Origin of the sequence: Bordetella flabilis (assembly GCF_001676725.1) — a bacterium.
Classification (GTDB): domain Bacteria; phylum Pseudomonadota; class Gammaproteobacteria; order Burkholderiales; family Burkholderiaceae_B; genus Bordetella_C; species Bordetella_C flabilis.
The window spans coordinates 1,203,536-1,227,230 of sequence record NZ_CP016172.1; the positions used below are offsets into that span (position 1 = coordinate 1,203,536).

General features: G+C 68.5%; 21 protein-coding genes. 9 read left to right on the plus strand and 12 right to left on the minus strand.

Annotation, left to right across the window (positions count from 1 at the left end; all coding sequences use genetic code 11):
• Positions 1–34 precede the first annotated feature (34 nt).
• Positions 35–910 (minus strand): LysR substrate-binding domain-containing protein, encoded by an 876-nt coding sequence (locus BAU07_RS05200; protein ID WP_066654714.1) that lies wholly within the window; start codon positions 908–910, stop codon positions 35–37.
• Between the two features lie 135 nt (positions 911–1,045).
• On the opposite strand from BAU07_RS05200, the gene BAU07_RS05205 reads away from it, so the two are divergent.
• Positions 1,046–1,987, plus strand: a complete 942-nt coding sequence (locus tag BAU07_RS05205) for an AEC family transporter (RefSeq protein ID WP_066654716.1) — start codon at positions 1,046–1,048, stop codon at positions 1,985–1,987.
• A gap of 160 nt (positions 1,988–2,147) precedes the next feature.
• Here BAU07_RS05205 and BAU07_RS05210 read toward each other — a convergent pair whose 3' ends face one another.
• Positions 2,148–2,414, minus strand: a complete 267-nt coding sequence (locus tag BAU07_RS05210; RefSeq protein WP_232338251.1) for a DUF378 domain-containing protein — start codon at positions 2,412–2,414, stop codon at positions 2,148–2,150.
• A 202-nt stretch (positions 2,415–2,616) separates the two neighbouring features.
• Here BAU07_RS05210 and BAU07_RS05215 point away from each other — a divergent pair, with 202 nt between their 5' ends.
• Positions 2,617–4,032 (plus strand): MFS transporter, encoded by a 1,416-nt coding sequence (locus BAU07_RS05215; protein WP_066654717.1) that lies wholly within the window; start codon positions 2,617–2,619, stop codon positions 4,030–4,032.
• A 153-nt stretch (positions 4,033–4,185) separates the two neighbouring features.
• On the opposite strand, the gene BAU07_RS05220 is transcribed toward BAU07_RS05215, so the two are convergent.
• A complete protein-coding gene (locus BAU07_RS05220) occupies positions 4,186–5,670 on the minus strand; it encodes a sensor histidine kinase (RefSeq protein WP_066654718.1) in 1,485 nt (494 codons plus the stop codon).
• A gap of 336 nt (positions 5,671–6,006) precedes the next feature.
• Here BAU07_RS05220 and BAU07_RS05225 point away from each other — a divergent pair, with 336 nt between their 5' ends.
• Positions 6,007–6,663: a response regulator transcription factor gene (locus BAU07_RS05225; protein ID WP_066654719.1), complete on the plus strand. Its 657-nt coding sequence runs from the start codon at positions 6,007–6,009 to the stop codon at positions 6,661–6,663.
• A 7-nt stretch (positions 6,664–6,670) separates the two neighbouring features.
• On the opposite strand, the gene BAU07_RS05230 is transcribed toward BAU07_RS05225, so the two are convergent.
• The 4 genes from BAU07_RS05230 to BAU07_RS05245 all read right to left on the minus strand — a co-directional run bounded on the left by BAU07_RS05230 (position 6,671) and on the right by BAU07_RS05245 (position 12,141).
• Entirely contained in the window at positions 6,671–7,138 is a 468-nt protein-coding gene (locus BAU07_RS05230; protein WP_198168872.1) for a response regulator transcription factor, read from the minus strand.
• Between the two features lie 156 nt (positions 7,139–7,294).
• Positions 7,295–8,929 (minus strand): EAL domain-containing protein, encoded by a 1,635-nt coding sequence (locus BAU07_RS05235; protein WP_066654726.1) that lies wholly within the window; start codon positions 8,927–8,929, stop codon positions 7,295–7,297.
• Positions 8,930–9,084: 155 nt separating this feature from the next.
• The gene (locus tag BAU07_RS05240; RefSeq protein ID WP_066654727.1) at positions 9,085–9,831 is read right to left on the minus strand and encodes an SDR family oxidoreductase; all 747 of its coding nucleotides are present in this window, start codon (positions 9,829–9,831) and stop codon (positions 9,085–9,087) included.
• 201 nt (positions 9,832–10,032) lie between these two features.
• On the minus strand, positions 10,033–12,141 hold the full coding sequence (locus BAU07_RS05245) for a protein-L-isoaspartate(D-aspartate) O-methyltransferase (RefSeq protein ID WP_066654729.1): 2,109 nt from the start codon (positions 12,139–12,141) through the stop codon (positions 10,033–10,035).
• 238 nt (positions 12,142–12,379) lie between these two features.
• Here BAU07_RS05245 and opgC point away from each other — a divergent pair, with 238 nt between their 5' ends.
• The gene (gene opgC / locus BAU07_RS05250; protein WP_084025373.1) at positions 12,380–13,615 is read left to right on the plus strand and encodes an OpgC domain-containing protein; all 1,236 of its coding nucleotides are present in this window, start codon (positions 12,380–12,382) and stop codon (positions 13,613–13,615) included.
• Here the strand turns inward: opgC and BAU07_RS05255 are convergent.
• Complete coding sequence (locus BAU07_RS05255) at positions 13,596–14,357, minus strand: SGNH/GDSL hydrolase family protein (RefSeq protein ID WP_066654733.1); 762 nt, start codon at positions 14,355–14,357, stop codon at positions 13,596–13,598. The genes opgC and BAU07_RS05255 overlap by 20 nt on opposite strands.
• Before the next feature lie 297 nt (positions 14,358–14,654).
• On the opposite strand from BAU07_RS05255, the gene BAU07_RS05260 reads away from it, so the two are divergent.
• From BAU07_RS05260 to BAU07_RS05275, 4 genes are all read left to right on the plus strand, one after another.
• Positions 14,655–15,455, plus strand: coding sequence for an ABC transporter ATP-binding protein (locus BAU07_RS05260; protein ID WP_066654735.1), 801 nt, complete (start codon positions 14,655–14,657; stop codon positions 15,453–15,455).
• 2 nt (positions 15,456–15,457) lie between these two features.
• Positions 15,458–16,321 (plus strand): ABC transporter permease, encoded by an 864-nt coding sequence (locus tag BAU07_RS05265; RefSeq protein ID WP_066654737.1) that lies wholly within the window; start codon positions 15,458–15,460, stop codon positions 16,319–16,321.
• 73 nt (positions 16,322–16,394) lie between these two features.
• Positions 16,395–17,372, plus strand: coding sequence for an ABC transporter substrate-binding protein (locus tag BAU07_RS05270; RefSeq protein WP_066654739.1), 978 nt, complete (start codon positions 16,395–16,397; stop codon positions 17,370–17,372).
• A 4-nt stretch (positions 17,373–17,376) separates the two neighbouring features.
• Positions 17,377–18,702 (plus strand): amidase, encoded by a 1,326-nt coding sequence (locus BAU07_RS05275; protein WP_084025375.1) that lies wholly within the window; start codon positions 17,377–17,379, stop codon positions 18,700–18,702.
• A 58-nt stretch (positions 18,703–18,760) separates the two neighbouring features.
• Here the strand turns inward: BAU07_RS05275 and BAU07_RS05280 are convergent, their stop codons facing one another.
• From BAU07_RS05280 to BAU07_RS05290, 3 genes are all read right to left on the minus strand, one after another.
• Positions 18,761–19,726 carry an N-carbamoyl-D-amino-acid hydrolase gene (locus BAU07_RS05280; protein ID WP_066654741.1) on the minus strand — a complete coding sequence of 322 codons (966 nt, stop codon included), beginning with the start codon at positions 19,724–19,726 and terminating at the stop codon, positions 18,761–18,763.
• Positions 19,727–19,972: 246 nt separating this feature from the next.
• Positions 19,973–20,497 (minus strand): hypothetical protein, encoded by a 525-nt coding sequence (locus tag BAU07_RS05285; protein ID WP_066654743.1) that lies wholly within the window; start codon positions 20,495–20,497, stop codon positions 19,973–19,975.
• A 152-nt stretch (positions 20,498–20,649) separates the two neighbouring features.
• Entirely contained in the window at positions 20,650–21,912 is a 1,263-nt protein-coding gene (locus tag BAU07_RS05290) for a DUF445 domain-containing protein (protein ID WP_066654745.1), read from the minus strand.
• Positions 21,913–22,081: 169 nt separating this feature from the next.
• Here BAU07_RS05290 and BAU07_RS05295 point away from each other — a divergent pair, with 169 nt between their 5' ends.
• Positions 22,082–22,987, plus strand: coding sequence for a ketopantoate reductase family protein (locus tag BAU07_RS05295; RefSeq protein ID WP_066654747.1), 906 nt, complete (start codon positions 22,082–22,084; stop codon positions 22,985–22,987).
• Positions 22,988–23,081: 94 nt separating this feature from the next.
• Here BAU07_RS05295 and wrbA read toward each other — a convergent pair whose 3' ends face one another.
• Positions 23,082–23,681 carry an NAD(P)H:quinone oxidoreductase gene (gene wrbA, locus BAU07_RS05300; RefSeq protein WP_066654749.1) on the minus strand — a complete coding sequence of 200 codons (600 nt, stop codon included), beginning with the start codon at positions 23,679–23,681 and terminating at the stop codon, positions 23,082–23,084.
• Between the last annotated feature and the right edge of the window lie 14 nt (positions 23,682–23,695).

Sequence of the window (23,695 nt, forward strand, 5' to 3'; positions counted from 1 at the left end):
TCTATACAGGCGCGATGTGGCGGCGAAGGCGGCGCTATGGAGGCGTGGCGAGGGCCAGGAAGTGCGGCAGGCAGGGATTGCGGTTGCGCGGCGACCACAACAGGATAAGCTCGCTGGTGGGCGCCTGGGCCAGCGGACGGAAAACCACCCCGGGCAGCCGCGATTTGCGCATGGAGGCGGGCACCAGCGCCACGCCCACGCCTTCGTCGACGAGGTTCAGGACGGTCTGCTGCAGTTGTACTTCCAGGCTGACCGTCGGCTCGAAGCCGGCCTGGCGGCACAGGGCGTCGATGCTGGCGCGCAGGGCGGGCGCGGCGTCGCTGGCGGTCATGACGAAGGGCTCGTCCGCCAGTTGCTCGATGCGCAGCCTGCGCGCCCGCGCACGGGGGTGATGGCGCGCGAGCGCCACGCACAGCGGCTCGCGCACGACGACGCGGCTGGACAGTTCGCCGTAATCGCCCCCGGCCATCACCACGGCCGCGTCGATACGCCCGTCCAGCACCTGCGCCACCAGATCGTGCGAAACGACTTCGCGCAGTTGCAGCGCGACATCGGGCCACGCCTTGCCGAAGGCGCGGGCATAAGCCGGAATGACGCTGTACGCCGCGTACATGGTGAAGCCCACCGATAACGAGCCCGCTTCGCCGCGCCCGACGGCCCGCGCATTGCGGCCCGCCTGCTCCACCGCGGCCAGGATGGCCTTGGCGTCGGCCAGGAAGCGCTCGCCCGCCGGGGTCAGCGCCACCGTGCGGGAGTTGCGCTCCAGCAGGCGGACGTCCAATGCGGCCTCCAGCGCGGCGAGCTGGCGGCTGAGCGGCGGTTGGGACAGGTTCAGCCGTGCGGCGGCCCGGCCGAAATGCCGGATTTCCGCCAGCGTCACGAAATACCGCAGGGGCTTGATATCGAGCACGATGCGTAAAAGGTATTGGTGGGGGACGAATAAAGAATTGGATTGTATCGCCGGCCGCCGCTACGCTGCGTCTGCATCGAACGCCGTCATGCCATACCCGCCCGGACGGGCCCCGTCCAAGGTAGTCCCCGCATCATGTTGTCCACGCTGCAAATCCTGGTTCCCATCTTCGCCCTGATCCTGGCGGGCTTCGTGTGCCGCCGCCGCGCCATCCTGGGGCCGGCCGCCTGCTCCGAGCTGAACCGCTTCGTGGTCTGGCTGGCGCTGCCCGCGCTGCTCTTCCGCATCATGGCGCACGCCTCCTGGCAGCAGCTATACCAGCCCCGCTTCATGGCCGCCTTCGGCCTGGCGTGCGCCGCCGTGTTCGTGGCGACGCTGGCCTGGCGCATCCGGGCCGGCCGCCACCTCGCGGATGCCAGCGTGGAGGCGATCGCCGCGTCGTACGCGAATACGGCGTATATCGGTTTTCCGCTGACACTGATGGTGTTCGGCGATGCCGGCCTGGCGCCCACCACGGTGGCGACGCTGCTCGTGGTATCGGTGCTGTTCGCCATCGCGGTGGCCTTGGTCGAACTGGGATTGCAAACGGAGCGCGCGCTCCACAAGGCGGGCCTCGGGGTGCTGCGCGGCATGTCGCGCAATCCGCTGATCGTGGCGCCCGTGGCGGGCGCGCTGCTCGCCGCGTCGGGCGTCGGCGTGCCGGCCGGGTTGGATACCTTCCTCGGTATGCTGGGCGCGGCCGCCAGTCCTTGCGCGCTGGTGTGCCTGGGATTGTTCCTGGCCGAAAAGCGTACGCCAACGGATACCGCGCGCGAGTCGCTTGCCCTGGTGGCCGGCAAGCTGCTGGTGCAGCCGGCGCTGACGTGGTGGCTGGCGGCGCGGGTATTCGGCATGCCGGCGGCGCTGGTGAATATGGCGGTGCTGCTGGCGGCGCTGCCGACCGGTACGGGACCTTTCATGCTGGCCGAGTTCTATCGGCGCGAGGCCCACGTCACGGCGCGCACCATCCTGCTATCGACCGCAGGTTCGCTGATATCGCTGACGGTGTTGTTGCGGCTGATGTCGCATACGCCCTGAGGCGCCGGCCGCCGTGGGATGCTCGTCCGTGCCGGGGCAGACAACTCTGCGTGGCGCGGTGGTACGCGCATGCCGATTCCCGCGCGGCGAAGCGGGCCGCGCGGAGGCTGCGCGACGCGACGGCGCCCGGCCCGGCGGCCGGGGCACCGTCGCGGGCCACTCAGGTCCTGTTCATGGACGCGAGGCGTGCCGCGTAATAGATCAGGTACAGCGCGGCGAGTCCCACCAGGATGTAGATCACTCGCGAAATCGCCGATCCGGCGCCGAAGATCGCGGCGACGAGGTCGAAGTTGAACGCGCCGACCAGTCCCCAGTTCAGCCCGCCGATGATGGCGAGCACCAGGGCGATCCAGTCCAGGGGGGTCACGACACGCGCAGTGGTCATCGCGGTGGTGGATGAAGTGGGATGGGTCGTATTCAGGGCCATGGCTGACTCCATAACGGTGGATGCGGACCCCGGCCGTTCCAACGCTGGCGGCCGGGCCGCCAGGTCTCCGTAGCAACCGGTGTTCCCACCGGTGTCCATGTCGCCCGGTTTGACAGTGCCGGGCCGGAGGGGGTACACCGTTACCCGCTTCGGGCCGGTACGCATCAGCTTGCGCCGGACCCTTCCCCACCTTCGGTGCCTGATGTTCCTTTCCTTCGCGCTTCAGCAACCTTATCCCTTCGGCACGGGCATGCCCGCAAACCAGCGCTGGGTCGCCGTGCTGGCGCTGCTCCTGGGCGTATCGATGGCCAGCCTGGATACCGCCATCGCCAACACGGCGCTGCCGGCCATGGCGCGGGACCTGGGGGCCAGCGAAGCGCGGTCGATCTGGGTCATCAGCGCCTACCAGCTTTCCATGGTGGCGGCCCTGCTGCCGGCGGCCACGCTGGGCGAAATCATCGGCCACCGGCGCGTCATGCTGTTCGGGCTGGTGTTGTTCACCCTGGCGTCGCTGGCCTGCGGCCTGGCGCCCACGCTGGGCTGGCTGGTGGCCGGCCGGGTGTTGCAGGGGCTGGGCGCGGCGGCCACGATGGCGGTGAACGGCGCCATGCTGCGCTTCATCTATCCCGAAAAGCTGCTCGGCCGCGGCGTGGGCCTGAACTCCCTGACCGTCGCGCTGGCCTTTGCCGCCGGCCCGACCGTGGCGTCGCTGGTGCTGACGGTGGCGACCTGGCATTGGCTGTTCCTGATCAACGTGCCGGTCGGTATCCTGGCCATCCATTTCTGCTTGCGCGCCATGCCGCCCACCCTGCGCAGCAAGCGGCGCTTCGACACGCTGGGCGCGCTGCTGTGCGCGGGCTTCCTGGCCTTGCTGGTGTTCAGCCTGAACGAGGGCGCCCAGTTGGCGAGCTGGCAGGTCATCGTCGGCACGTCGGTGCTGTGCCTGGCCTGCCTGGTCGCGCTGCTGCGCCGCCAGGCCGGTCATCCGGCGCCCTTCCTGGCCGTGGATCTATTGCGGCGGCCGGTGTTCGCGTTGTCGGCCGCCACCGGCGTGGGGTCCTTCGCGACCCAGTCGCTGGCCTTTGTCTCCCTGCCTTTCATGCTGCAGAACGTGCTGGGCTATACGCAGGTCGAGACGGGATTCCTGATCACGCCGTGGCCCGTGATGGTGGCGATCATGGCGCCGCTCGCGGGGCGCATGTCCGACCGCTTCTCGGTGGGCGGCCTGGCGGGCGTGGGACTGGCCATGCTGGCGGCCGGCATGGCCTTGCTGGCCACCATGCCAGCGGAGCCTTCGGTGTTCGGGCTGTGCTGGCGGCTGGCTATCTGCGGGGCGGGCTTCGGATTCTTCCAGTCGCCGAATGTGCGCGCGCTGATCACGGCGGCGCCGCCGGAACGCGCGGGCGGGGCAAGCGGCATGGTCGGGACGGTGCGCTTGCTGGGCCAGTCCAGCGGCGCTGCCCTGGTGGCGGCGTGCTTCCATGCATCCAGCGAACAGGGCGCTATCCTGTCGCTGTGGATGGGCGCGGCGTGCGCCGCGGTGGCCGCGGTCGCCAGCGTCATGCGGCTGAAGTACCAGCCGCGGACGGCATCGGGTTCGGCGCCGCCCAAGTCTTGAAGAGGGGGTGCGATCCCGAGCCCGGCGCCAGCGCGGGAAGGGGGAAGGTCACTGCCGCATGGCATCGGAACCGCAGGCGAATGGTACGCAAGCCTGTTGCGGAAAGCATGTTGTCCATGCGTGTGGCCGGGCCGCCCGATAGGATGGGTGGATTCATACCAAGGTATGAGCCGCCGGCCGGGGCGGCAGGGTGAAGGACACGGTGGCGCCCGGGCCGTCGTCATTGTTCTCGGCCCACAGCCGTCCTTCGTGGGCGTCGATGATGGAGCGGCTGATCGACAGGCCCATGCCCATGCCGTTGGCGCGCGTCGTGTAGAAGGCGTCGAACATGCGCGCCAGGTCGCTGTCGCGCAGGCCGGTGCCGCGGTCCTGCACCGATACGCACACCGAGCGGTCTTCCAGCACGCGGGTCCGGATGGTGATGAGGCGGGGCCGGTCGGAGACCTCCGCCATGGCCTGCATGCCGTTGATGATGAGATTGATCAGGACCTGCTGCAATTGGACCCGGTCGCCCATGACGCGCGGCAGCGCGGCCGACGTTTCCGTGCGGATCGGGCACCGTTGCCGGGCCGCCTCGTGGCCCACCAGCAGCAGGGATTCCCGCACCAGCTCGTTGACATGCAGCATGTCGTGGCATGGGGCGCGGTTCTGCGCCAGGGCGCGGATCCGGCCGATGACTTCGGTGGCGCGCACGGTTTCATCCACGATGCGCGCCATCGATGCCCGCGCTTCGTCCAGGTCCGGCTGCGCACGGCCCAGCCAGCGCAGGCCGGCTTCGCCATTGGACATGATGGCGGTCAGGGGCTGGTTGACCTCGTGGGCGATCGAGGCCGTCAGTTCGCCCAGCGTGGAGACCCGGCTGGCGTGGGCGAGCTCCGATTGCAAGCGCTGCAGCCGGGCTTCGGCCTGCCGCGTCTCAGTGATGTCCATCAGGGCGCCCAGGTATTCACGATTGCCATTCGCCGCCGCGCGCGCCGCGGCGAGGAAGCGCACATGCTTGATGCTGCCGTCGGGCATCAGCAGCCGGTGTTCGATATCGATGGCGTTTTCTCCTGCCTCGGCGGCGCGGAAAGCGCGCAGCACGGCGGGGCGGTCGTCCGGATGGCTGCGCGCCAGCACCAGTTCCATGGACGGCGTCACGGACGGATCGTGCCCGAAGATGCGTGCGGCCTCATCGGACCAGGCCATGCGCGTACCCGGCATGGCGCAGGACACGCTGCCCGTGCGGCTCAGGCGCTGCGTGCCCGCCAGGAAGGCCTCGCTGCGGCGCAGTGCCTCTTGCTCGGCCAGCAGGTTTTCCGTGACGGCCATGTTCTGCAGGGCCAGGCAGCAGGTGGTGGCGATGGCGGCCAGGCTGACCACGCAGCGCGCCAGCGCGAAAGAAGTGTCGCCCTGGGCGGAGGACATGACATAGCCGACCACGGTCAGGCCCATGCAGGCCAGCGTCAGCGCCAGTACGCCTTTGCGCGACAGAAAATTCACGGACAGCAGCACCACGGTGACGTACATCACGGCGATGGCGATATGCAGCGTGGTGAAGGCATCGACCGCGAAGATCGCGGCCATGATGGCGATCGAGACAGCGGGCAGCAGCACGCGGCGACGGCCGGCGGGCGCGGCGGGAAGCAAGGGGGGCATGGCGGCAGGTGACCAGGCTGGACGTGCGCGGGTACGCAAGAGGGATAGGGAAGGCATGCCCTGGGCGGGCGGCGATCGTAGACCGGCATCGTAGCAAGGCCGGTATCGCGGTGCACGCCGGCGTAACCGGTTCGGGCCATCCGGCCGGCGTTGTCCCGTTTCGGGCGCATATCGGGCCGGTTTCAGTCGAGGGGCGCCGGCCGGGGCGCCGTCCGTCTCGCGGCGCTCGCCGGCAGGATGCGATACTTGCCGTTTCGCCGGCAGGCGGATGCCGCGGCAAAGCGGCGCCCGGGCGGCGCGGCGCTGGCAAGGACATGGGGACATGGCGGGACGGATATGAGCAAGACGGATGGCCAGGAAGAGGCGCTCGTCGTGGTGGTGGACGACGATGACAGCATACGGACAGGCTTGGGCGCGCTGTTCCGTTCGCTGGACATGCGCGTAGAACTATTCGCGTCGGCGGACGACCTGCTGGCGTTCCCCTTTCCGTCCGTGCCGACCTGCGTGGTGCTCGATGTGCGGCTGCGTGGCACCAATGGCCTGAACGTGCAGCGCCAGTTGCGCGGGCAGGGCGTGCACGTTCCCATCGTTTTCATGACGGGGCACGCCGACATCCCCATGACGGTCCAGGCCATGAAGGACGGCGCCGCGGATTTCCTCACCAAGCCCTTTCGCGAGCAGGATCTGTTGGACGCCGTCGCCGCTGCGCACCGGGCCGACCGCGATCGGCGTGGCGCCGAAAGCCAGGACGTGGCGCTGCGCCGGCGCCACGCCAGCCTGACGCCGCGCGAACGCGAGGTCATGGGCATGGCCGCCGCCGGCCTGATGAACAAGCAGATCGCCGCGGAAATCGGCCTGAGCGAGGTCACCGTCAAGATCCACCGTGGCAACGCCATGCGCAAAATGGGCGCGCGCACCTTCGCCGATCTGGTTCGCATGGCGCAGCAGCTGGAGCTGCCCGCGGCCACCGACTCCACCGTTCCACGGCGTTAGCGCGCCTTCAGGCGCATCCACAGGGTCGGGTGCCGCCCGCGGGGGACGCCGCGGCGGACGCGGGCGATGCGGACCTCTCGGTCGACGCGCAGGACGCGCAGGACGCGGTCGTGGCCACGGCGTGCAGAATGGCCTGGAGCAGGGCGTCGGCGCCGAACGGCTTTTTCAGGATGTCGACGACGCCGGCCTGCATCGCCTGTCGTCGCAGGTGCGGGCGTGCCGCGCCGGTCACCAGGATGAGCGGCGTCGCGTCGCCCCGCGCGCGCAAGGTACGCCGCAACTCGATCCCGGTCATGCCGGGCATGTGGATATCGGCGACGATGCAGTCGTCGCGGCGCCTGCCGTAATGCGACAGAAAAGATGCGGCGGAATCGAAACCGGTTGGCTCGTGGCCGAGCGCCCGCAACAGGGCGACGGTGGCACGCAATACCGGCGCGTCGTCATCGATGACGGAGATTGCAAGTCGCTTGCGCAAAGAAAGGTCCTCGGCCGTCGGGACCCCCATCCCTCACACAGGCGGGAGCGTACCGCGCCGCCGCCCGCGGCGAAATCATACGGGGGTATGGCGCGGAAAACCCTGATACCGAGGGGGCGCCGGCCCCTGTGGGCCCGCGCTGCACGCATCTCGCCCTCAGCCCGGGCGCTGCGCGCGCCATGCGGCCAGGTCGCGCGGCAGCATGGGGCGGGCGAAGCGGTAGCCCTGCGCATATTGCACGCCCTTGTCCCGCAGATAAGCTTCCTGCGCCTCGGTTTCGATGCCTTCCGCGATCATTTCCAGGCCCAGTTGGCTGGCCAGGCCGATGATGGTATCGAGCACCACATTGCTGATCGCGTCGGTGCCCGCGGCGCTGACGAAGGCGCGGTCGATCTTCAGGTAATTGGCATGGAGCCTTTCCAGGTACGACAGGGAGCTGTGCCCCGTGCCGAAGTCGTCCAGCGCCCAGCGCACGCCGCGCTCCCGCAATTGCGCCATGTGGCCGCGCAGTTCGGGCGTGTCGGGCAGGGGATGGCGTTCGGTGACTTCCAGCACGAGCGTGCATGAAGCGTCGGCCTCGTGGAGCACCCCGTCGGGCGCGGCCTGGTGTGCCGGGCGATGTACCTGCCCGTGCGCCTGCCCGTGTGCCCGTATCCGCGCCAGCAGTCGCTCGACATCGGCGACGAAGCGCGGCTCGGCCATGTGCGGTCCGCACACGTTCACGCCCAGATGGCTGCCGGGCGGCAGGTCCAGCACCTCCAGGTCATTGGCCGCGATATCGAACATGTGCCGCGTCAGGTCGCCGATGATGCCGTGTTCCTCTGCAGCCGCGATGAAAAGGTCGGGCCGCACATTGCCCAGGCGGGGATGGCTCCAGCGCAGCAGGGCCTCGACGCCGGAGAAGCGCCCGCTGGCCATGTCGACGACCGGCTGGTACACGAGGTGGAACTGGCGCGCGCGCATACCCTTGCGGATTTCGCCCGGTATGGAGACGCGCCAGCCATACAGGCGGTACGCCGCGTAGCCGCACAGCAGGCTGGCCAAAACCAGGAAGGCGAAGTAGCCGCGCCAGACGTGCTCGCGCACGGCATCGCGCTGCGCCTGCAGCGGCGTGACGCGCACCTGCACCGGGAAGCCCGACGACCTGGACACCTGCGTGTCGGCGGAGATCGGCCGGGCCGAGCGTTGCCGTTCGCCGGCTTCCAGCAGAGGCTGCTGGTGGGGACCGAGGACGATGTCGACGTCGTAGATGCCGTCGCGCGCGGCCGCCGATTTCAGGTCGAAGAGGTATTGCGCGTCCAGGAAAGCCACCACGCCGTGACCGTCGCGCAAGCCGCGCGACACCATGACGGCGGGGCGGTCCGGCACCAGCAGGGTGCCCGGGACGGCCGTGATGTACATGCCCCGCGGCACGTGCTCCTGCGGCGACACGGCGATCAGGGGCGAGTGCAGCATGCCGTAGACCGACGAGCAATAGACAATGTCGTCGTGTACCAGCATCAGGGAACGGAAGTAGGGCTGCAGCGCACCGGTCTGCCGCAGCAGGTTCAGGACTTCGGCGCACGGGCGGTAGAGGCTGGGCGTCAGGACCTGGGTAAGGTCTTCCGCCCGAAGCAGGATGTTTTCGATCTGGCGCCTCAGCACGCTGGCCGTGACGCGCGCTTCACCGTCCACCTGGCGCTGGGCTTCATGCAGCACGACCGGCACCACGAGCAGCGCGGGAAGGGCCGTGGCGAGCAGCGTCAGGGCGATAGCGGCAAGCTTGCGCCGGATCGATAGGCTGATGGGCACGCGGGTCCTTCGAGGGATCGAGGGCGGTGCCCCGGGAGTGGGCGCCGACGCCGCGCTATGTCACCAGACTTCCAACAATATGTAAATGGGTAGAGCATGACGCCGTCGCGCCGGCATTTCACGCCTGGGCGCGTCCGGGAAGGCGCCAGGCGGGCCTAGCGGCCGCCGGATACGTCCAGGAAGGCGCCGGTGGAGTAAGCGGCTTCGGGCGCGAAGAACCACAGGATGGCGCCCGCCACTTCCTCGGCCGTCCCGCCCCGGCGCAGCGGCACACTGTGCTTGACCCGGTCCACCCGGCCGGGTTCCCCTCCGCTGGCATGGATTTCCGTGTCGATGACGCCGGGCCGCACCGCGTTCACGCGGATGCCTTCCTCCGCGACTTCGCGCGACAGGCCGATGGTAAGGGTGTCGATGGCGCCCTTGGAAGCTGCGTAGTCGATGTATTCCCCCGGCGAGCCCAGGCGTGCCGCCATCGAGGACACATTGACGATGACGCCGCCCTGCCCGCCGCGGCTCTGCGACATGCGGCCGATGGCCTCGCGGCAGCACAGGAAGGGCGCTACCACGTTGACGTCGAAGATGCGGCGTAGCCGGCCGGCATCCATGTCGACCAGCCGCGCCTGCCGTTCCAGGATGCCGGCGTTGTTGACCAGGCCGTCGAGCCGCCCGAAGTGTTCGTCCACCGCCGCGAACAGGGCCAGGATGTCCGATTCGACCGCCATGTCGCCCTTGATCGCGACGGCGCGGCCGCCGGCGGCCTCGATGCGCCCGACGACCGCTTGGGCGGCGTCGGCGTTCTGCTTGTAGTTGACGCAGACGGCATAGCCGCGCTGAGCGGCCATCACCGCCGTCGCCGCGCCGATACCCCGGCTGGCGCCCGTGACGAGCATGACTTTCTGCATGACGTGTCTCCCTGGTTCAATCCCGTGGCCGCGCCGGTGGCGCTGAGCCGGATTATCCACGCAAGCGCGGAAATGCGCCCGCGCCCCGCCGGCGGATCACGCAGCGGGATACGCCGGGCGGGGCGAATGGGAGCCGGAGGGCGAGGCTGGCCGGACTGCCGAGGGACATCCGGGTGCGGGCCGATACCGCGATCGGGCCGCTCACACGGCGAACGGATAGGTTTCCGGAACGCCAGGGCGCGCTTCGCCGGCGAGCGGCGTGACGGCGCCGGTCTGATCGAACCATACGTAGCCGTCGTATTGCTCGGCCAGCACCGCTTCGGCGTAGTGGCTGTACAGCTCCGTCTCGGGGCGGTAGATGACGCCGATGTAGCGTTCCAGTCGCGGCCGGGCCAGGGTGGCGCGCAATCCGTCGTGCACGCCGGGACGCAGGTCCAGCAGGAAACGCGGCTGTCCCGCGCGGTGCATCAGGTGTTCATAGCTGTCCGGCCGCGCCGGGCGCACGCGCATCAACCGCATGGGGCCGTCCCAATCGTCGGCGGCGGCCACGGTGCCGGCATAGGTGCCGAAGCCGATCAGGGCGACCTCGTCGCCATACCGTTCGCGGCACAACTGGCCGATGTTGATTTCGTCGCGCACCCGGCCCATCTCCGTTGCGGCCGCGTTGCCGATATGCGAGTTGTGCGCCCAGACGACGGCGCGCGCCTGCGGGCCCTTGGCGTCGAGCAGGGAGGTCAAGGTCTCGAACATATGCGTATCGCGCAGATTCCAGCTTTGCGCCGGCCCCTGGTACATGGTGCGGTAATAGCGTTCGGCGGCGGCCACCAGGCGCGCATTCTGGGTGGCGTCCAGCAAGGCTTCGCCGTTGTTGCCCGCGTCTTCCAGGCGCCTGGACAGCAGATCCTGCAACTGGCGCAGCACGGCGTCCTCGCAGGCCTTGTAGCCGCGCGTCATGACGGCGCGCGCGTAGACCGCCGGATCCTTCTGCCAGGGCGTCAGGCATCCGTAGCGCTGGCGCGCGATACGCGCCGCTTCCGGGTCGGTCTGGTCAAGGTAGGCCAGCACGGCGGCGATCGAGGCGGACATGCCGTACAGGTCCAGGCCATAGAACCCGGCGCGTTCGTCCGGCGCCAGGACGCCGTTATAGGCATGCAGCCATTCGATGAAGGCGGCCACGTCGGTGTTGCGCCACATCCACGTGGGGAAGCGGCGAAAGGGCGGCTCTGCCGCTTCGGCGGGGGGGCGATGCCGGACGTAGCGGTCGATGGCGGCCGCGTCCGGCCAGTCGGCTTCGACGGCGACGATGTCGAAGCCATGCACCTCCACAAGGCGCCGCGTGATCGCGGCGCGCGCCCGGTAGAACTCCGTGGTCCCGTGGCTGGCTTCTCCAAGCAGCACGATGCGTTTGTCGGCGTAGCGGTCGAACAGCGGTGCGAACAGGGGATCGCCGATATCCGGCAGCGCCTCGGCGGCTTCCCAGACGCCTTCGGTGACCTCGCGGTCCGCCATGCCGGCCGGACGAGACAGGGCTCGCGCGGGCCGTTTGCGGCCGGCCGCGGGACTGCGGCGCGCCGACGGCTCGTCCGCTGCCTTGGCTGCCGATACGGCCCCCGGCTCACCGGGCTCGTCCGCCTGCGTCCCGGCATCGGCATCCGCCTGCGGATCGGGCCAGCCCTGCAGGCCCACCAGCGGGACGAAGGCCACGCCACCCAGGTCTTCCTCCTGGAACGCGTCGTGGGCGGCGCGGGTGACCTTGACCAGCCGTTGCGCGCCATGTTCATCGCCTACCGGCATGACGATCCGGCCGCCCACGGCCAGTTGTTCGCGCCAGGCCTGCGGTACGCAAGGCCCCGCGGCCGCCGCGATGATGGCGTCGAAGGGCGCCGCGGAGGGCAGGCCGAGGGTGCCGTCGCCCGTATGCACCCTGACGTGTCCATAGCCTTGCCGTTCCAGCGTGGTGCGGGCCCTTTCGGCCAGCTTCGGTACCCGCTCCACCGTATCGACCCGGTCGGCCAGTTCGGCCAGGACGGCAGCCGCGTAGCCGGAGCCGGTTCCGACTTCCAGCACGCGGTCCGAACGCTGCAGCTGCGCGGCCTGCGCCATCAGGGCCACGATATAGGGTTGGGATATCGTCTGCCCGGCCTCCAGGGGCAGCGGGGCGTCGTCGTAGGCGAACTCCGCCAGGGGCGGCGGCACGAAGGCGTCGCGCGCCACGCGCCCCATCGCCGCGAGGACGCGCTCGTCATCGATTCCGCGGCCGCGCACCTGGCGCTCGACCATCCTGCGCCGCAATGCCGTACTGTCGCTCATGGAGCCTCCATGGATGATGGACCGGGAAGCGCCGCAACGGGCGTGCCGCGCGCCGGTTCCTGCACTTTGTCCTCAACCTTGTGGCGGAATGAAACTGGCCAAACCGTGCGCGGCGGCGCGCCGACACAAACCGCTACAACGTAGGCATGCGGTGACGTATCATCGGTGTCAGGCTCTGGCCTGCGGGTTAACCCGGATCAGTACGTGCACGGGCCGACCCAATGCCCCAGGAATTGCCATGAGCTCCTCTTCTCCCTCCAATCTGCCTCGCCTTTCCCCGTCGGCTGTCCCAAGCGTCGACGGGTCGGCCGCAGCGGCGCGGCCGCGCCGGTGGGAGCTGGACGCCCTGCGCGGATTGATGCTGGTGCTGATGCTATCCACGCACCTGCCCACGAATTTCGGTATTCCGACCAGCCAGCCGCTGGGCTTCGTATCGGCGGCGGAAGGCTTCGTCATGCTGTCCGCCTATATGGCGGGCCTGGTCTACACGCAGCGCTACCTGCGGCACGGGTTGCCCGCGATGCACCGCGCCTTCACGCAGCGCGCCATGGTGGTGTACGGTTGCCAGGCCGCGTCGCTCCTGTTCCTGTTCACGGTGATTGCCGGGCTGGGCCTGACGCTGCCGCAGCCCGCCGTGCAGAACCTGATCTGGTTCTACCTGCAGCAGCCAGTCACCGCCTTCGTTTCCGCGCTGGGGCTGGTGTACAACCCGCCCTTGCTGGATATCCTGCCGGTATACGTGCTTTTCATGCTGGCCAGTCCCTGGGTGCTGTCGTACGGCCTGCGGCACGGCTGGCGCACCATCATGATCCTGAGCGGCCTGCTGTGGTTCGCCACGCAGTTCGAACTGTCACGGTTCCTTTACGGCGGCGTGGTCTCGCTGACGGGGCTGCCCGTGCCGTTCAAGGAAACGGGCGCGTTCGAAACCTTCGGCTGGCAGTTCCTGTGGCTGTTCGGCCTGTGGCTGGGGTCCACGCACGCGCGTACGACGCCGGCCCAGCGCCGGCCCTTTCCGCCCGCGCTGGTGTTCGCCGCCGCGGTCATCGCGGGAACTTTCTTCATCTGGCGCCACATCGTGGGCCTGAGCGCCTTTCCCGCAGGCAACCCCTTCAATTTCCTGTTCGACAAATGGCACCTGGGACCGCTGCGCCTGCTGAACTTCTTTTCGCTGGTGGTGCTCGCCATGCATTTCGGCGACTGGCTCAAGACGCACCTGCCGCGCATGCGCTGGCTGGAAACCATGGGGCGTGCCTCGCTGTCGGTGTTCTGCGCCCACCTGGTTATCGTCCTGCTGGTGCTGTGCGTGGTGGGCGAGCCCGCGCCCGACCGGGCCTTGTGGAAGGACCTGGCCTTGTTCGCCGGAAGCGTCCTGGGCCTGTATATCGTGGCGCGGCTGGTGTCCGACAACAAATCCCGCCGTGCCCCGCCGGCGGTGGCGCCGCGCGCGCCCGCCCTCAATCCAGATGGGCAGTGATCACTTTTTTCCACAGCGCGTACCCGCCGGCATTCAGGTGTAGCGCATCGTCGCGGAACAGCTCCGCCCGCGGCCGACCTTGCGTGTCCAGCATCGGCGTGTAGACGTCGATGAAATCGGTATTGCGGGTTTTCAGCGTGTACGCGCGAATGAGCTCGTTCGCCTCGCGGATGCTGGGCATCAGCGCCACACGGGCGGGGCTGGGCTTGATCGAGATATAGGAGATGCGTGTGTTCGGCAGCGTTTCCCTGACCCCGTCGACGAAGGCCGAGAACGCTTGCAGCACCTGCGCCGGCGTACGCCCTTCCGCCAGGTCGTTGTCCCCGGCGTAGACGAGCACCTGGCGCGGGCGATACGGCACCACCAATTGGTGCAGGTGCTGGGTGCAGTCCAGCATCCGCGAACCGCCGAAGCCGCGTTTGACGACGACCGGCAGGGACTGGAATTCGGTTTCCAGGCCGTTCCAGAGCCGGATCGAAGAGCTTCCCACGAAGAGCACGCCGCCCGGTGCAGGCGGATGCGCCTTGTCCGCGGCGGCGAAGGCCGCCAGTGTTTCGTCCCAGCGGCGGTCGGTAGCCAACGCGGGAGCCGCGGTCGGTGCAACGGCGGCCATCAGCGGCGTGGCCCCTGCGGGCAGGGCGGTTGCATCGCGGGCCGCCGCCGGGCACATCCATGCCCCGCCCGCCAGGGCGGACAAGAGGACCCAGGCCAGCAGGGGGCGACGGTGGGGGCGGCGAGTCATCGGGGCAAGGCCTTGTCTGAGCGTCGGAACAATCCTCCGCCATGATGCGGCCTTTTTTGTATCGCCAGTATTAGCGCTTGCCCTGCCTGGCCCGGCGGCCTGGATTTTCGTGGCGTATTGGAGACGGTTCCGCCTTGGGATGGTGCGCGCGCACTGTCCTGGCGCGTGTGGTGCGGTGCGCTGCCCCCGACTCGGACGCCGTCCGCGGTCCGGGCCCCGCGCGCCCCCGGGGGCAGCGAGGCACTCCTGCGAATTGGCATGGGTTTTGCATGGATGGGGTAACCAGGAGAATGCCCCATGTCCAGCCTCTCTTCGCCGACCCCGCCGGTGCAACTCAGTATCCGCGATGTGTGCAAGTCCTTTCCCGGCAAGGCGGGCGCCGTGCAGGTGCTGGACGGCCTGAGCTTCGATATCTACGAAAAAGACTTCGTCAGCATCATCGGTCCCAGCGGCTGCGGCAAATCGACCATCTTCAATATCATCGCCGGCCTGTTGCAGGCGGACCGCGGCCAATTGGTCTATCGCGGCGAACCGGTGACCAGCATGCGGGGCCGCGTCGGCTACATGATGCAGAAAGACCTGCTGTTTCCCTGGCGCACCGTGCTGGAGAATGTGCTGCTGGGCCTGAAAATAAGAGGCATCGCCCAGGACGAGGCGATCGATACCGCCCGCGAATACCTGTCGACCTTCGGCCTGTCCGGCTTCGAGAAGGCTTATCCGCAGACGCTGTCGGGCGGCATGCGCCAGCGCGTGGCGCTGATGCGCACGCTGATCATGGATCCGGACATTCTGCTGCTGGACGAGCCGTTCTCCGCGCTCGACTACCAGACGCGCCTGTATCTGGAAAGCGTGCTGCTGGAGGCCGTCGAAACCTTCCACAAGACCGTCATCCTGGTCACCCACGACGTCGACGAGGCCGTGGCCCTGTCCAAGCGCGTCGTGGCCCTGAGCGGACGTCCCACGCGCGTCAAGAACGTGCACGACATCGACATCGCGCGCGGCAGCCCGATCGAGGCGCGCGCGGATCGCCGCTTCTCCGAATACTTCCATACCCTTTGCGGCGAGCTGGACATCCAAACCCGAAAGAAGGCGGCCTGACCATGTCATCGATTCCTCATCGTTCGGCCGCGCCCCCGGCGCTCGACGCCGGCGCGCAACCGCGGCCGGCACGCCGTGCCGTCTTCGATACGCCGGCCGGCCGGGGCTTGCTGCAACTGGCGGCCGTGCTGGTGTTTTTCCTGGCCTGGGAGGCCGGTGTCCGGGCCGGCTGGATATCGGAGTTCCTGGTCGGCAAGCCCAGCGGAATCTGGGCGATCTTCGTCAAGAGCCTGATGGACGGCTCCCTGTTGTGGGACACCGGCTATACGCTGTTCGAGGCACTGCTCGGCTTTGTCGCCGGCACGGCCATCGGTTCCGTGCTGGGACTGGCGATGTGGTATTCGGTCTTCGTCGCGCGCCTGGTGGAGCCCTTCATCGTGGCCATCAACAGCGTCCCGAAGATCGCCCTTGCCCCCATCGTGCTGTTGTGGTTCGGTACCGGCCTGGTGTCCAAGGTGGCGCTGGTCATCTCCATGACGGCCGTGGTGGCGCTGATCGCCGCCTACCAGGCGGCCAAGGACGCCGACAAGGATTTGCAGGCCCTGCTTTTTTCCATGGGCGGCAGCAAGCACCAGATCTTTCATGGCGTCGTCGTGCCGTCCGCGCTGCCGGCCATTATCGCGAACTTTCGCATCAACATCGGCCTCGGCCTGGTCGGCGCCGTGGTGGGCGAGTTCATCTCGTCCAAGTATGGCCTGGGCCATCTCATCTACACCGCTTCCAGCCTCTACGACCTGAATTCCGTATGGGTCGGGCTGTTCGTCCTGATGCTGGTGGGCTTCCTGCTGTATCACGCCATCGACGCGCTGGAGCGCAATCTCCTGCCATGGAAGATGGACGACGGCCGCCCGCATATCCAGGTGTAGTGATCTTCCGGGATGGGCGCCGCCATGCGGGCCCGCCCCGTTCCCCGCTCGTTCTCCCCGGAGGTTGATAGTCATGCGCTTTTCCAAGAGTAGCCTGGCGGCATTTTGCGTCGCCGCGTCGCTGGCCGTAGCCGCCGCCCCCGCCACGGCGCAGGTCAAGAAGGTGACGGTGTCGCAGGCGTTCCAGTCCATGCTTTACCTGCCCCTCTACGTCGCGATGGACCAGGGCTTCTTCAAGCAGCAGGGCCTGGAGGTGACCAAGGAAACCGCGGGGTCGCCGACGGCGGCGTTGTCCGCGGTGATTTCCGGCAGCGCGCAATTTTCCATACACGGTCCCGAATGGACGGCCATCGCGGCCTCCAAGGGCGCCAAGGTCGGGATCATCAGCAACGTCGTCAACGGCGCCGCGGTATATATCGCGACCGCACCGGACTTTCCTTATGATGGCGTCAAGAGCCTGAAGGGCCAGAAGGTCGTGACCGGGCTCATGCCGACCACCAGCACTTCGCTGTTCATCAAGCTGCTGAAGGAAAATGGAATGGACGCCGACAAGGATGTCGACATGATCCAGGTGCAGACCGGATCGGAAGCCGGCCCCTTCCTGGGCGGGCAGGCCAAGGTGGCCGTCCTTTATGAACCCGGCCTGGACCAGGTCGCCGCACAAGGCATGAAAGTCGTGCTGGGCTTTCCCAAGCAATACGGCCCGTACGCGTTTTCTTCCGTTACCGCTCGTTCGGACGTCGATCCGGATGCCGCGCAGCGCATGGTCAACGGCATGGAGTTGGCCTTGCGCTTCATGCAGAAGAACCATGCCCGGACGCTGGAAATCGCCGGGAAGGAGTTTCCCTCGCTGGACCCGAAGGTGGTGCGCAACGCCGTCGAGCGCATGCTGAACGATGACGTCTACCCGAAGAGCGTGGAAACCACCGCAGCTGCCTTCAAGACCGGCATGGATACGCAGATCGCCCTGGGCAACCTGAAGGCGCAGCCCGACTACGCGACCTTCGTCGTGCCGACCTACGCACAGAAAGCCGTGGCCCTGCCACGCTAAGGCCATGATGAACCCGGATCAGAATCGTCCTGCAGGCTTGCTGGAGGCACTGCGCGGTTTTCGCAGCGGCGCGCTGGATCGCGACGCCTACCTGCAGGCATGCGCCGCGCGTGCCGACGAATGCGAGCCTGCGCTGAAGGCCTTTGTCACGCGCGTGCCGGCCGACCTCCTGAGACCAGCCGCGGGCGGGCCGCTGGCGGGCATTCCCATAGGAGTGAAGGACATCATCGCGACAGCCGGCCTGCTTACGACCAACGGATCCGCCATCTTCTCCGGTCATGTGCCGATGGAAGATGCCGCCATCGTGGCCAGCATCAAGCGGCTGGGCGGCACGGTGTTCGGCAAGACCGTCACGACCGAATTCGCCTTCCGTCATCCCGGTCCAACGGTAAATCCCTGGCATCCGGGCCACACGCCGGGCGGGTCGTCCAGCGGTTCCGCGGCCGCGGTCGCGGCGGGTGTGGTGCCGCTGGCGCTGGGCACGCAGACCATGGGCTCCATCGTGCGGCCCGCTGCCTATTGCGGCATTGTCGGATTCAAGGCGAGTTTCGGCGCCGTGCCGCGCGAAGGGACGCACCCGCTGTCGGGTTCGCTGGACCATGTCGGCTTCATGGCGCGCGGCGTCGATGACGTGGCCTATGCCTTCACGCTGCTGGGCGATCCCGGCTATGTCTTTGCGGACGGTTCGGATCTGGCCGCGGTTTCATTCGATATGGAGCAGGGCCTGGCGCCGCTGGCCGCCCCGCGGCTGGCCGTGATCCGTGGCCCGCATTGGGACAGGGTCGGCGCGGAACAGGCCGCGGTGCTCGATCGCACCGTCGCGCTCCTGGAGCAGTCCGGCGCGACGGTGAAGGACATGGTGCTGCCCGAGATCGGCGCGCCGATCCTGAACGCCTTGCAAAACATCCTGGGCACCGAGGCGGTCGATATCTATGGCGATCTGGTCGCCCGCCATGGCGACCGCGTCAGTGCGCCGCTCAGGGCCCTGGTGGAAGAAGGGCGGGCCATCCCGCCGGCTGACTATGTCGCGGCCAGGCGGCTGCAGCGCAGGCTGCGCACCGAGCTGTCCGAACGGCTGGCCGGCTTCGATGCGGTGCTGACGGTGCCGGCCGACGGCGCGGCGCCCGCCGGCCTGGGCAACACGGGCGATGCGACGTGGTGCGCGCCCTGGGCCTTCCTGGGCTTTCCGGCCCTGACCCTGCCGGTCGCGCGCATGCCGGGCGGGCTGCCGCTCGGCGTCCAGGTACTGGGCGCCTTCGGCCACGACATGCCGACCCTGCGCGTGGCGAAGTGGGTGGAAACGACGATAGCCGCCGCGCCGACAACCTAGAGTGGCAGCCCCGGGCGCCGCGGCGCCAGGCCACGCGTAGGGGCCCGCCCCGGCGCGTTCAGCCGTGGGTGGCTTCGGGCGGCAGTGGCAGCGGCGCGCCCGCGCCGGTGCGCTCGACGATCAGGCGATATTGCTCCGGGCTGCGATGCTTGGCGAAGTTGAAGACATGCTGGCGGAAGGTGCGGCCCAGGTCCAGGTCGATGCGGGCGGCGATGACCTCGTCCTCCTCGCCGCTGGCGCGCGCGACGATCTCGCCCGAAGGGGCCACGATCATGGAGCTGCCGATCATGTGGAAGCCGTCCTCCGACCCGCACTTGGCCGCCGCCCCCACCCAGACCGCGTTCTGGTAGGCGCTGGCCTGCAGCACGATTTCGTGATGGAAGGTGCGCAGGTGCACGGGCTCGTTCCAGTGGATATTCCAGGACGGCGTGTTGTAGCCCAGCACGATCAGCTCGGCGCTCTGCAAGGACATGGCGCGCCACGTTTCGGGCCAGCGCCGGTCGTTGCAGATGCACATGCCGACGTTCACGTCCTGCGTGTTCCAGACCGGAAAGCCGAGGTTGCCGACCTCGAAGAACTTCTTTTCCAGGTGCTGGAAGGGGGCGTCCGGCTTGTGGTCGTCATGGCCCGGCAGGTGCACCTTGCGATACTTGCCCACCACCTTGGCCGCGCGGTCGACCAGCACGGCCGTATTGAAACGACGGCCGTCGGGCGTCAGCTCCGCATAGCCCAGGTAAAAGCCCACACCCAGTTCACGCGCGGCGTCGAACAGCGGCTGGGTATCGGCGTTGGGCATGGCACGTTCGAAGTAGCGTTCGACGGCTTCCTGCTCGGTCATCCAATAGCGCGGAAAGAAGGTGGTCAGGGCCAATTCGGGGAACACCACGAACTGCGCCTGCCGCGCCGCCGCTTCGCGCAGCATGGCGACCAGGCGCTTGACCACGGCCTGGCGGCTGTCGGCCAGATGGACCGGCCCCATCTGGGCAACGGCCAATCCGAATTTGCGGGCGTCGGTGGTGGACATGGGCAGGACTCCGGGGAAAACATTTCAGGGATGAAAGCGCCCCGCGCGGGGCGACGTGCCCGCATGATGCGCGATCGCCGGCGCGGGGAAAACAGTGGTTCGGGCGCGCGACGCTGCGGCGCAACATGCGACCTGTCGCGCCAAGCGTTTGTTATTCCAAGGGAAATCGGCGGCGGAGGGAGTCCGGCGTGGCGCTGACCATAACGCTGCCTTATGGTCGCCGCACAAATCTCGATGGCTGCGCGGCTACTCGCTGCGCTGGTAGCGGTCGTCGGGGCCGGAGTGGTAGTGCGTGACCTGCCTGCCTTGCGGGCCCAGGTAAACGTACATCACCGAATGCCAGCGCTGGTCCAGCACATAGCGGTACGACCACACCACCTCGTGCTTTTCGCCGAGGCCCGCCGTGCGGACCTGCGCCGGCGGCCCGAATTCGCAGCGCACGGCATCCGGCGTCCATACGCCCTGCCGCAGGACCTCGAAATGTTTGGGCGTGAGCAGCGGCTCCATGCCGACCGCCCGGCCCTGGCTGTCCAGGTCGGTGCCCCAGGCGTAGCTGCCGGAGGGTTGTTGCGACCAGATCGCGCGCCGCACGCCATCGGGGCGCGTACAGGTATAGCTCGGCTTGCCGTAGTGTGATTCCAGCTCGGCCAGCGGGGTGCCGGCGGGCGCGGTGGCGATGTCGGCGCAGCCGCCCAACACCGCCAACAGCAATGCGCCGGCGGCCACACGAGGCGAGCGGCGGCGCGGGGAGCGGGCGGGCAGGGCGATCATGGCGGTTTCCTGGGCGGGGCGCGTGTAGGGGAGCTTACCGCCGACCGGGGTTGCCCGCTACATGCCGGCGGCGCATACCGCGTCGGTACGTATGCGGCCGTTACGCCGCCAGCCGGTAATGGACGGGCCGGCCAGCCGGCGCCCGGCCGGAGCTACCCCGCCAGCCATCCGGCGCCTTGCGCCAACCGCACGCAGGCATGCAGTGCCAGGCCGATCAGGCCGCCCACCAGCATGCCGTTGAAACGGATGTACTGGAGATCGCGTCCGATGCTCAGCTCGAGTTCGTCGACGAACTGCCGCTCGTCCCAGCCCTTGACCGTCTGCGCGATGTGGTCGGTGATGCCGTGGCGCAGGCCGCCGGCCAGCCGCTCGGCGCCCTCGAGCACATGCTGGTTGATGGCCCGGCGCAGCTCCGGATCCTTGCCCAGGTTGCGGCCCAGTGCAAGCAAGGTCTGCTCCAGGTGCCTGCCCAGTGTCGAGTCCGTGCTGGACAGGTCGCGCCGCAGGCTCTCCTGCACGGCGCTCCAGATCCCCTGCACGTAGTCGCGGACCTGGGGATGCGCGAGGATGCGTTGCTTAAGGCCGTCGACCTGGCGTTGCAGGTCCGGATCGTCGCGCAGGCGGCTCACATAGCCGCCGAGCCAGGCTTCGTAGTCGCGTCGCAACGGGTGGTCGCGCCGGGCCAGGACGTCGTGCAACTCGTCCAGCAGCGCGCGCGCCAGTCGGTCGGCCAGGCTGTCGCCGATATCGTCGACGGGCCGCACCAGGTTCAGGGCCTTGGCCATGCGCGGCCATTCCTTGCGCGCGTACTTCACCATCACTGCCGACGCGCGCGCCTTCACCGGCTCGCCCTGCAGATAATTCGCCAGGCGGTTGAGCGCCTCGTCCAGCAGTACATGATGGCGGCCGTCGCGCGCCAGCAATTCGAAAAGGTCGCCGGCCGTCTGGGCGGCGTTCCAGCCTTCCAGCCGCTTGACCACGAAGCCGTGGATTGCTTCGCGCACCGCCCGCTCGTCAAGCAGGTTCAGCGCGTGCAAGGCCCAGGTGCGCGCCGTGCCCGCCACCACCCGCGCCTGGCGCGGATCGCTCAACCACTGGCCCAGGCGGGCTGCCGGATCGAAGACGCGCAGGCGCTCCAGCAAGGAGGCCGGATCCAGGAAATGATCGCGCACGAACGTGGCGAGGTTGTCCGCGATGCGCTCCTTGTTCGCGGGAATGATGGCGGTGTGCGGAATGGGCAGGCCCAGCGGCCGGCGAAACAGCGCCACCACGGCGAACCAGTCGGCCAATGCGCCGATGGTGGCGGCTTCGCAGAAGGCCCGTACCCAGGCCCATGGGCCCGCCCCGCCCATGGCGTAGCTCAGCGCGACCCCGGCCAGAGTGGCGGCCAGCGATGCGAGGGCCCAGTTCTTCATGCGGCGCAGGGACACCCTGCGGAGGTCGACAGGCAAAAGCGGTCCTCCCGGTAATACGAGGGCCGCGACACGCGCGCGGCCGGACCCCCCATTCTAGAGGGCCCGCGTACGGGTTCCCCGGTTGCGCATAGACCGTTAGTATCAGGCGCAGGATCAACAGGAGAACGTCATGAGAGTCGCAGTCATGGGGGCGGGAGCCGTAGGTTGCTATTACGGCGCGATGCTGGCGCGCGCGGGTCACGATGTGGCGCTGATCGGCCGTCCGCGCCACGTCGATGCCGTGCGCGCTCAGGGCTTGTTGCTGGAGATGCAGGGGTTCCAGGGGCATGTTCCCATGGCCGCGAGCACCGGCGCCGACGCCGCCCGCGGCGCGTCGGTCGTCCTGTTCTGCGTCAAGTCGGCCGATACGGAAAGCGCGGGCCGCGCGCTGGCGCCGCACCTCGGGCCGGACACGCGGGTGCTCAGCCTGCAGAATGGGGTGGACAACGCCGAGCGCCTGCAGGCCATCCTGCCGCAGACGGTCCTTCCGGCCGTGGTCTACGTCGCCACCGAGATGGCGGGGCCTGGCCACGTCAGGCACCACGGGCGCGGCGAACTGGTCATCGGCAGCGGGCCGGGCAGCGAGGGTATTGCGCGCGATTTCATCGCGGCCGGCATTCCGGTCGAGGTATCCGACAACGCCATCGGCGCGCTGTGGGCGAAGCTGATCCTAAATTGCGCCTATAACGCGCTGTCGGCCATCACGCAGATGCCGTATGGCGAGCTGTCCCGGGGGCAGGGCATGGAGCAGGTCTTGCGCGACGTGGTGCACGAATGCCTGGCCGTGGCGCAGGCCCAGGGAGTGACCGTGCCGGGCGACAGCTGGGCGGCCGTGCAGAAGATCGTCCAGACCATGCCGACGCAGTTGTCGTCCACCGCCCAAGACCTGGCGCGGGGCAAGCCGACGGAGATCGACTACCTGAACGGCTACATCGACCGCAAAGGCCGGGAGCGGGCCATCGCGACCCCGGTCAACCGGGTGCTGCATGCCCTGGTGAAACTGCTGGAAAGCCGGGCCGCTGCCGCGCCGCGCTAATGTTGCGGGGCGCGGCCTGGCCGTTCCTTCGGACGCCCGCGCCGGCCCTGCGACATGGCGGCCGGGGCGCTTGCACGCCCCGGGTCGCGCGTGATCAACCGAACAGCTTCGCCGCCGTCCGGGCCACCAGGGCGCCCTGGTGGCGCGCGCCGGCCAGGTCGATTTCGCTGGGCTGGCGCGAACCGTCGCCGCCGGCGATGGTTGTGGCGCCATAAGGCGCGCCGCCGACGATTTCCTCCATGCTCATCTGGCCTTGATGGCTGTAGGGCAGCCCGACCACGATCATGCCGAAATGCAGCAAGTTGGTGATGAGGGAGAACAGCGTCGTTTCCTGGCCGCCGTGCTGCGTCGCCGTGGACACGAAGGCGGCGCCCACCTTGCCGTTCAATGCGCCGCGCGCCCACAGGCCACCGGTCTGGTCCAGGAAGGCCGCCATCTGCGACGACATGCGGCCGTAGCGGGTACCGGTCCCCAGCACGATGGCGTCATAGTTTTCCAGGTCCGCCACGGTCGCCAACGGGGCGGCCTGGTCAAGCTTGAAATGCGCATTCTTGGCCACTTCCGCCGGCACCGTCTCGGGCACGCGCTTGATATCGACCTGGGCGCCTTCGCCACGCGCGCCTTCGGCGATGGCCTGGGCCATCTGCTCGATGTGTCCGTAGGAGGAATAGTAGAGAACCAGTACCTTGGCCATGTGTGTCTTTCCCT

What these genes read in the sequence shown, in the direction of transcription:
- BAU07_RS05205 (WP_066654716.1), top strand. Translation starts at nt 1,046, where the DNA reads ATGTTGTCCACGCTGCAAATCCTGGTTCCCATCTTCGCCCTGATCCTG.
- BAU07_RS05210 (WP_232338251.1), bottom strand. Translation starts at nt 2,414, where the DNA reads ATGGCCCTGAATACGACCCATCCCACTTCATCCACCACCGCGATGACC.
- BAU07_RS05215 (WP_066654717.1), top strand. Translation starts at nt 2,617, where the DNA reads ATGTTCCTTTCCTTCGCGCTTCAGCAACCTTATCCCTTCGGCACGGGC.
- BAU07_RS05220 (WP_066654718.1), bottom strand. Translation starts at nt 5,670, where the DNA reads ATGCCCCCCTTGCTTCCCGCCGCGCCCGCCGGCCGTCGCCGCGTGCTG.
- BAU07_RS05225 (WP_066654719.1), top strand. Translation starts at nt 6,007, where the DNA reads ATGAGCAAGACGGATGGCCAGGAAGAGGCGCTCGTCGTGGTGGTGGAC.
- BAU07_RS05240 (WP_066654727.1), bottom strand. Translation starts at nt 9,831, where the DNA reads ATGCAGAAAGTCATGCTCGTCACGGGCGCCAGCCGGGGTATCGGCGCG.
- BAU07_RS05245 (WP_066654729.1), bottom strand. Translation starts at nt 12,141, where the DNA reads ATGAGCGACAGTACGGCATTGCGGCGCAGGATGGTCGAGCGCCAGGTG.
- opgC (WP_084025373.1), top strand. Translation starts at nt 12,380, where the DNA reads ATGAGCTCCTCTTCTCCCTCCAATCTGCCTCGCCTTTCCCCGTCGGCT.
- BAU07_RS05255 (WP_066654733.1), bottom strand. Translation starts at nt 14,357, where the DNA reads ATGACTCGCCGCCCCCACCGTCGCCCCCTGCTGGCCTGGGTCCTCTTG.
- BAU07_RS05260 (WP_066654735.1), top strand. Translation starts at nt 14,655, where the DNA reads ATGTCCAGCCTCTCTTCGCCGACCCCGCCGGTGCAACTCAGTATCCGC.
- BAU07_RS05265 (WP_066654737.1), top strand. Translation starts at nt 15,458, where the DNA reads ATGTCATCGATTCCTCATCGTTCGGCCGCGCCCCCGGCGCTCGACGCC.
- BAU07_RS05270 (WP_066654739.1), top strand. Translation starts at nt 16,395, where the DNA reads ATGCGCTTTTCCAAGAGTAGCCTGGCGGCATTTTGCGTCGCCGCGTCG.
- BAU07_RS05275 (WP_084025375.1), top strand. Translation starts at nt 17,377, where the DNA reads ATGATGAACCCGGATCAGAATCGTCCTGCAGGCTTGCTGGAGGCACTG.
- BAU07_RS05280 (WP_066654741.1), bottom strand. Translation starts at nt 19,726, where the DNA reads ATGTCCACCACCGACGCCCGCAAATTCGGATTGGCCGTTGCCCAGATG.
- BAU07_RS05285 (WP_066654743.1), bottom strand. Translation starts at nt 20,497, where the DNA reads ATGATCGCCCTGCCCGCCCGCTCCCCGCGCCGCCGCTCGCCTCGTGTG.
- BAU07_RS05290 (WP_066654745.1), bottom strand. Translation starts at nt 21,912, where the DNA reads ATGAAGAACTGGGCCCTCGCATCGCTGGCCGCCACTCTGGCCGGGGTC.
- BAU07_RS05295 (WP_066654747.1), top strand. Translation starts at nt 22,082, where the DNA reads ATGAGAGTCGCAGTCATGGGGGCGGGAGCCGTAGGTTGCTATTACGGC.
- wrbA (WP_066654749.1), bottom strand. Translation starts at nt 23,681, where the DNA reads ATGGCCAAGGTACTGGTTCTCTACTATTCCTCCTACGGACACATCGAG.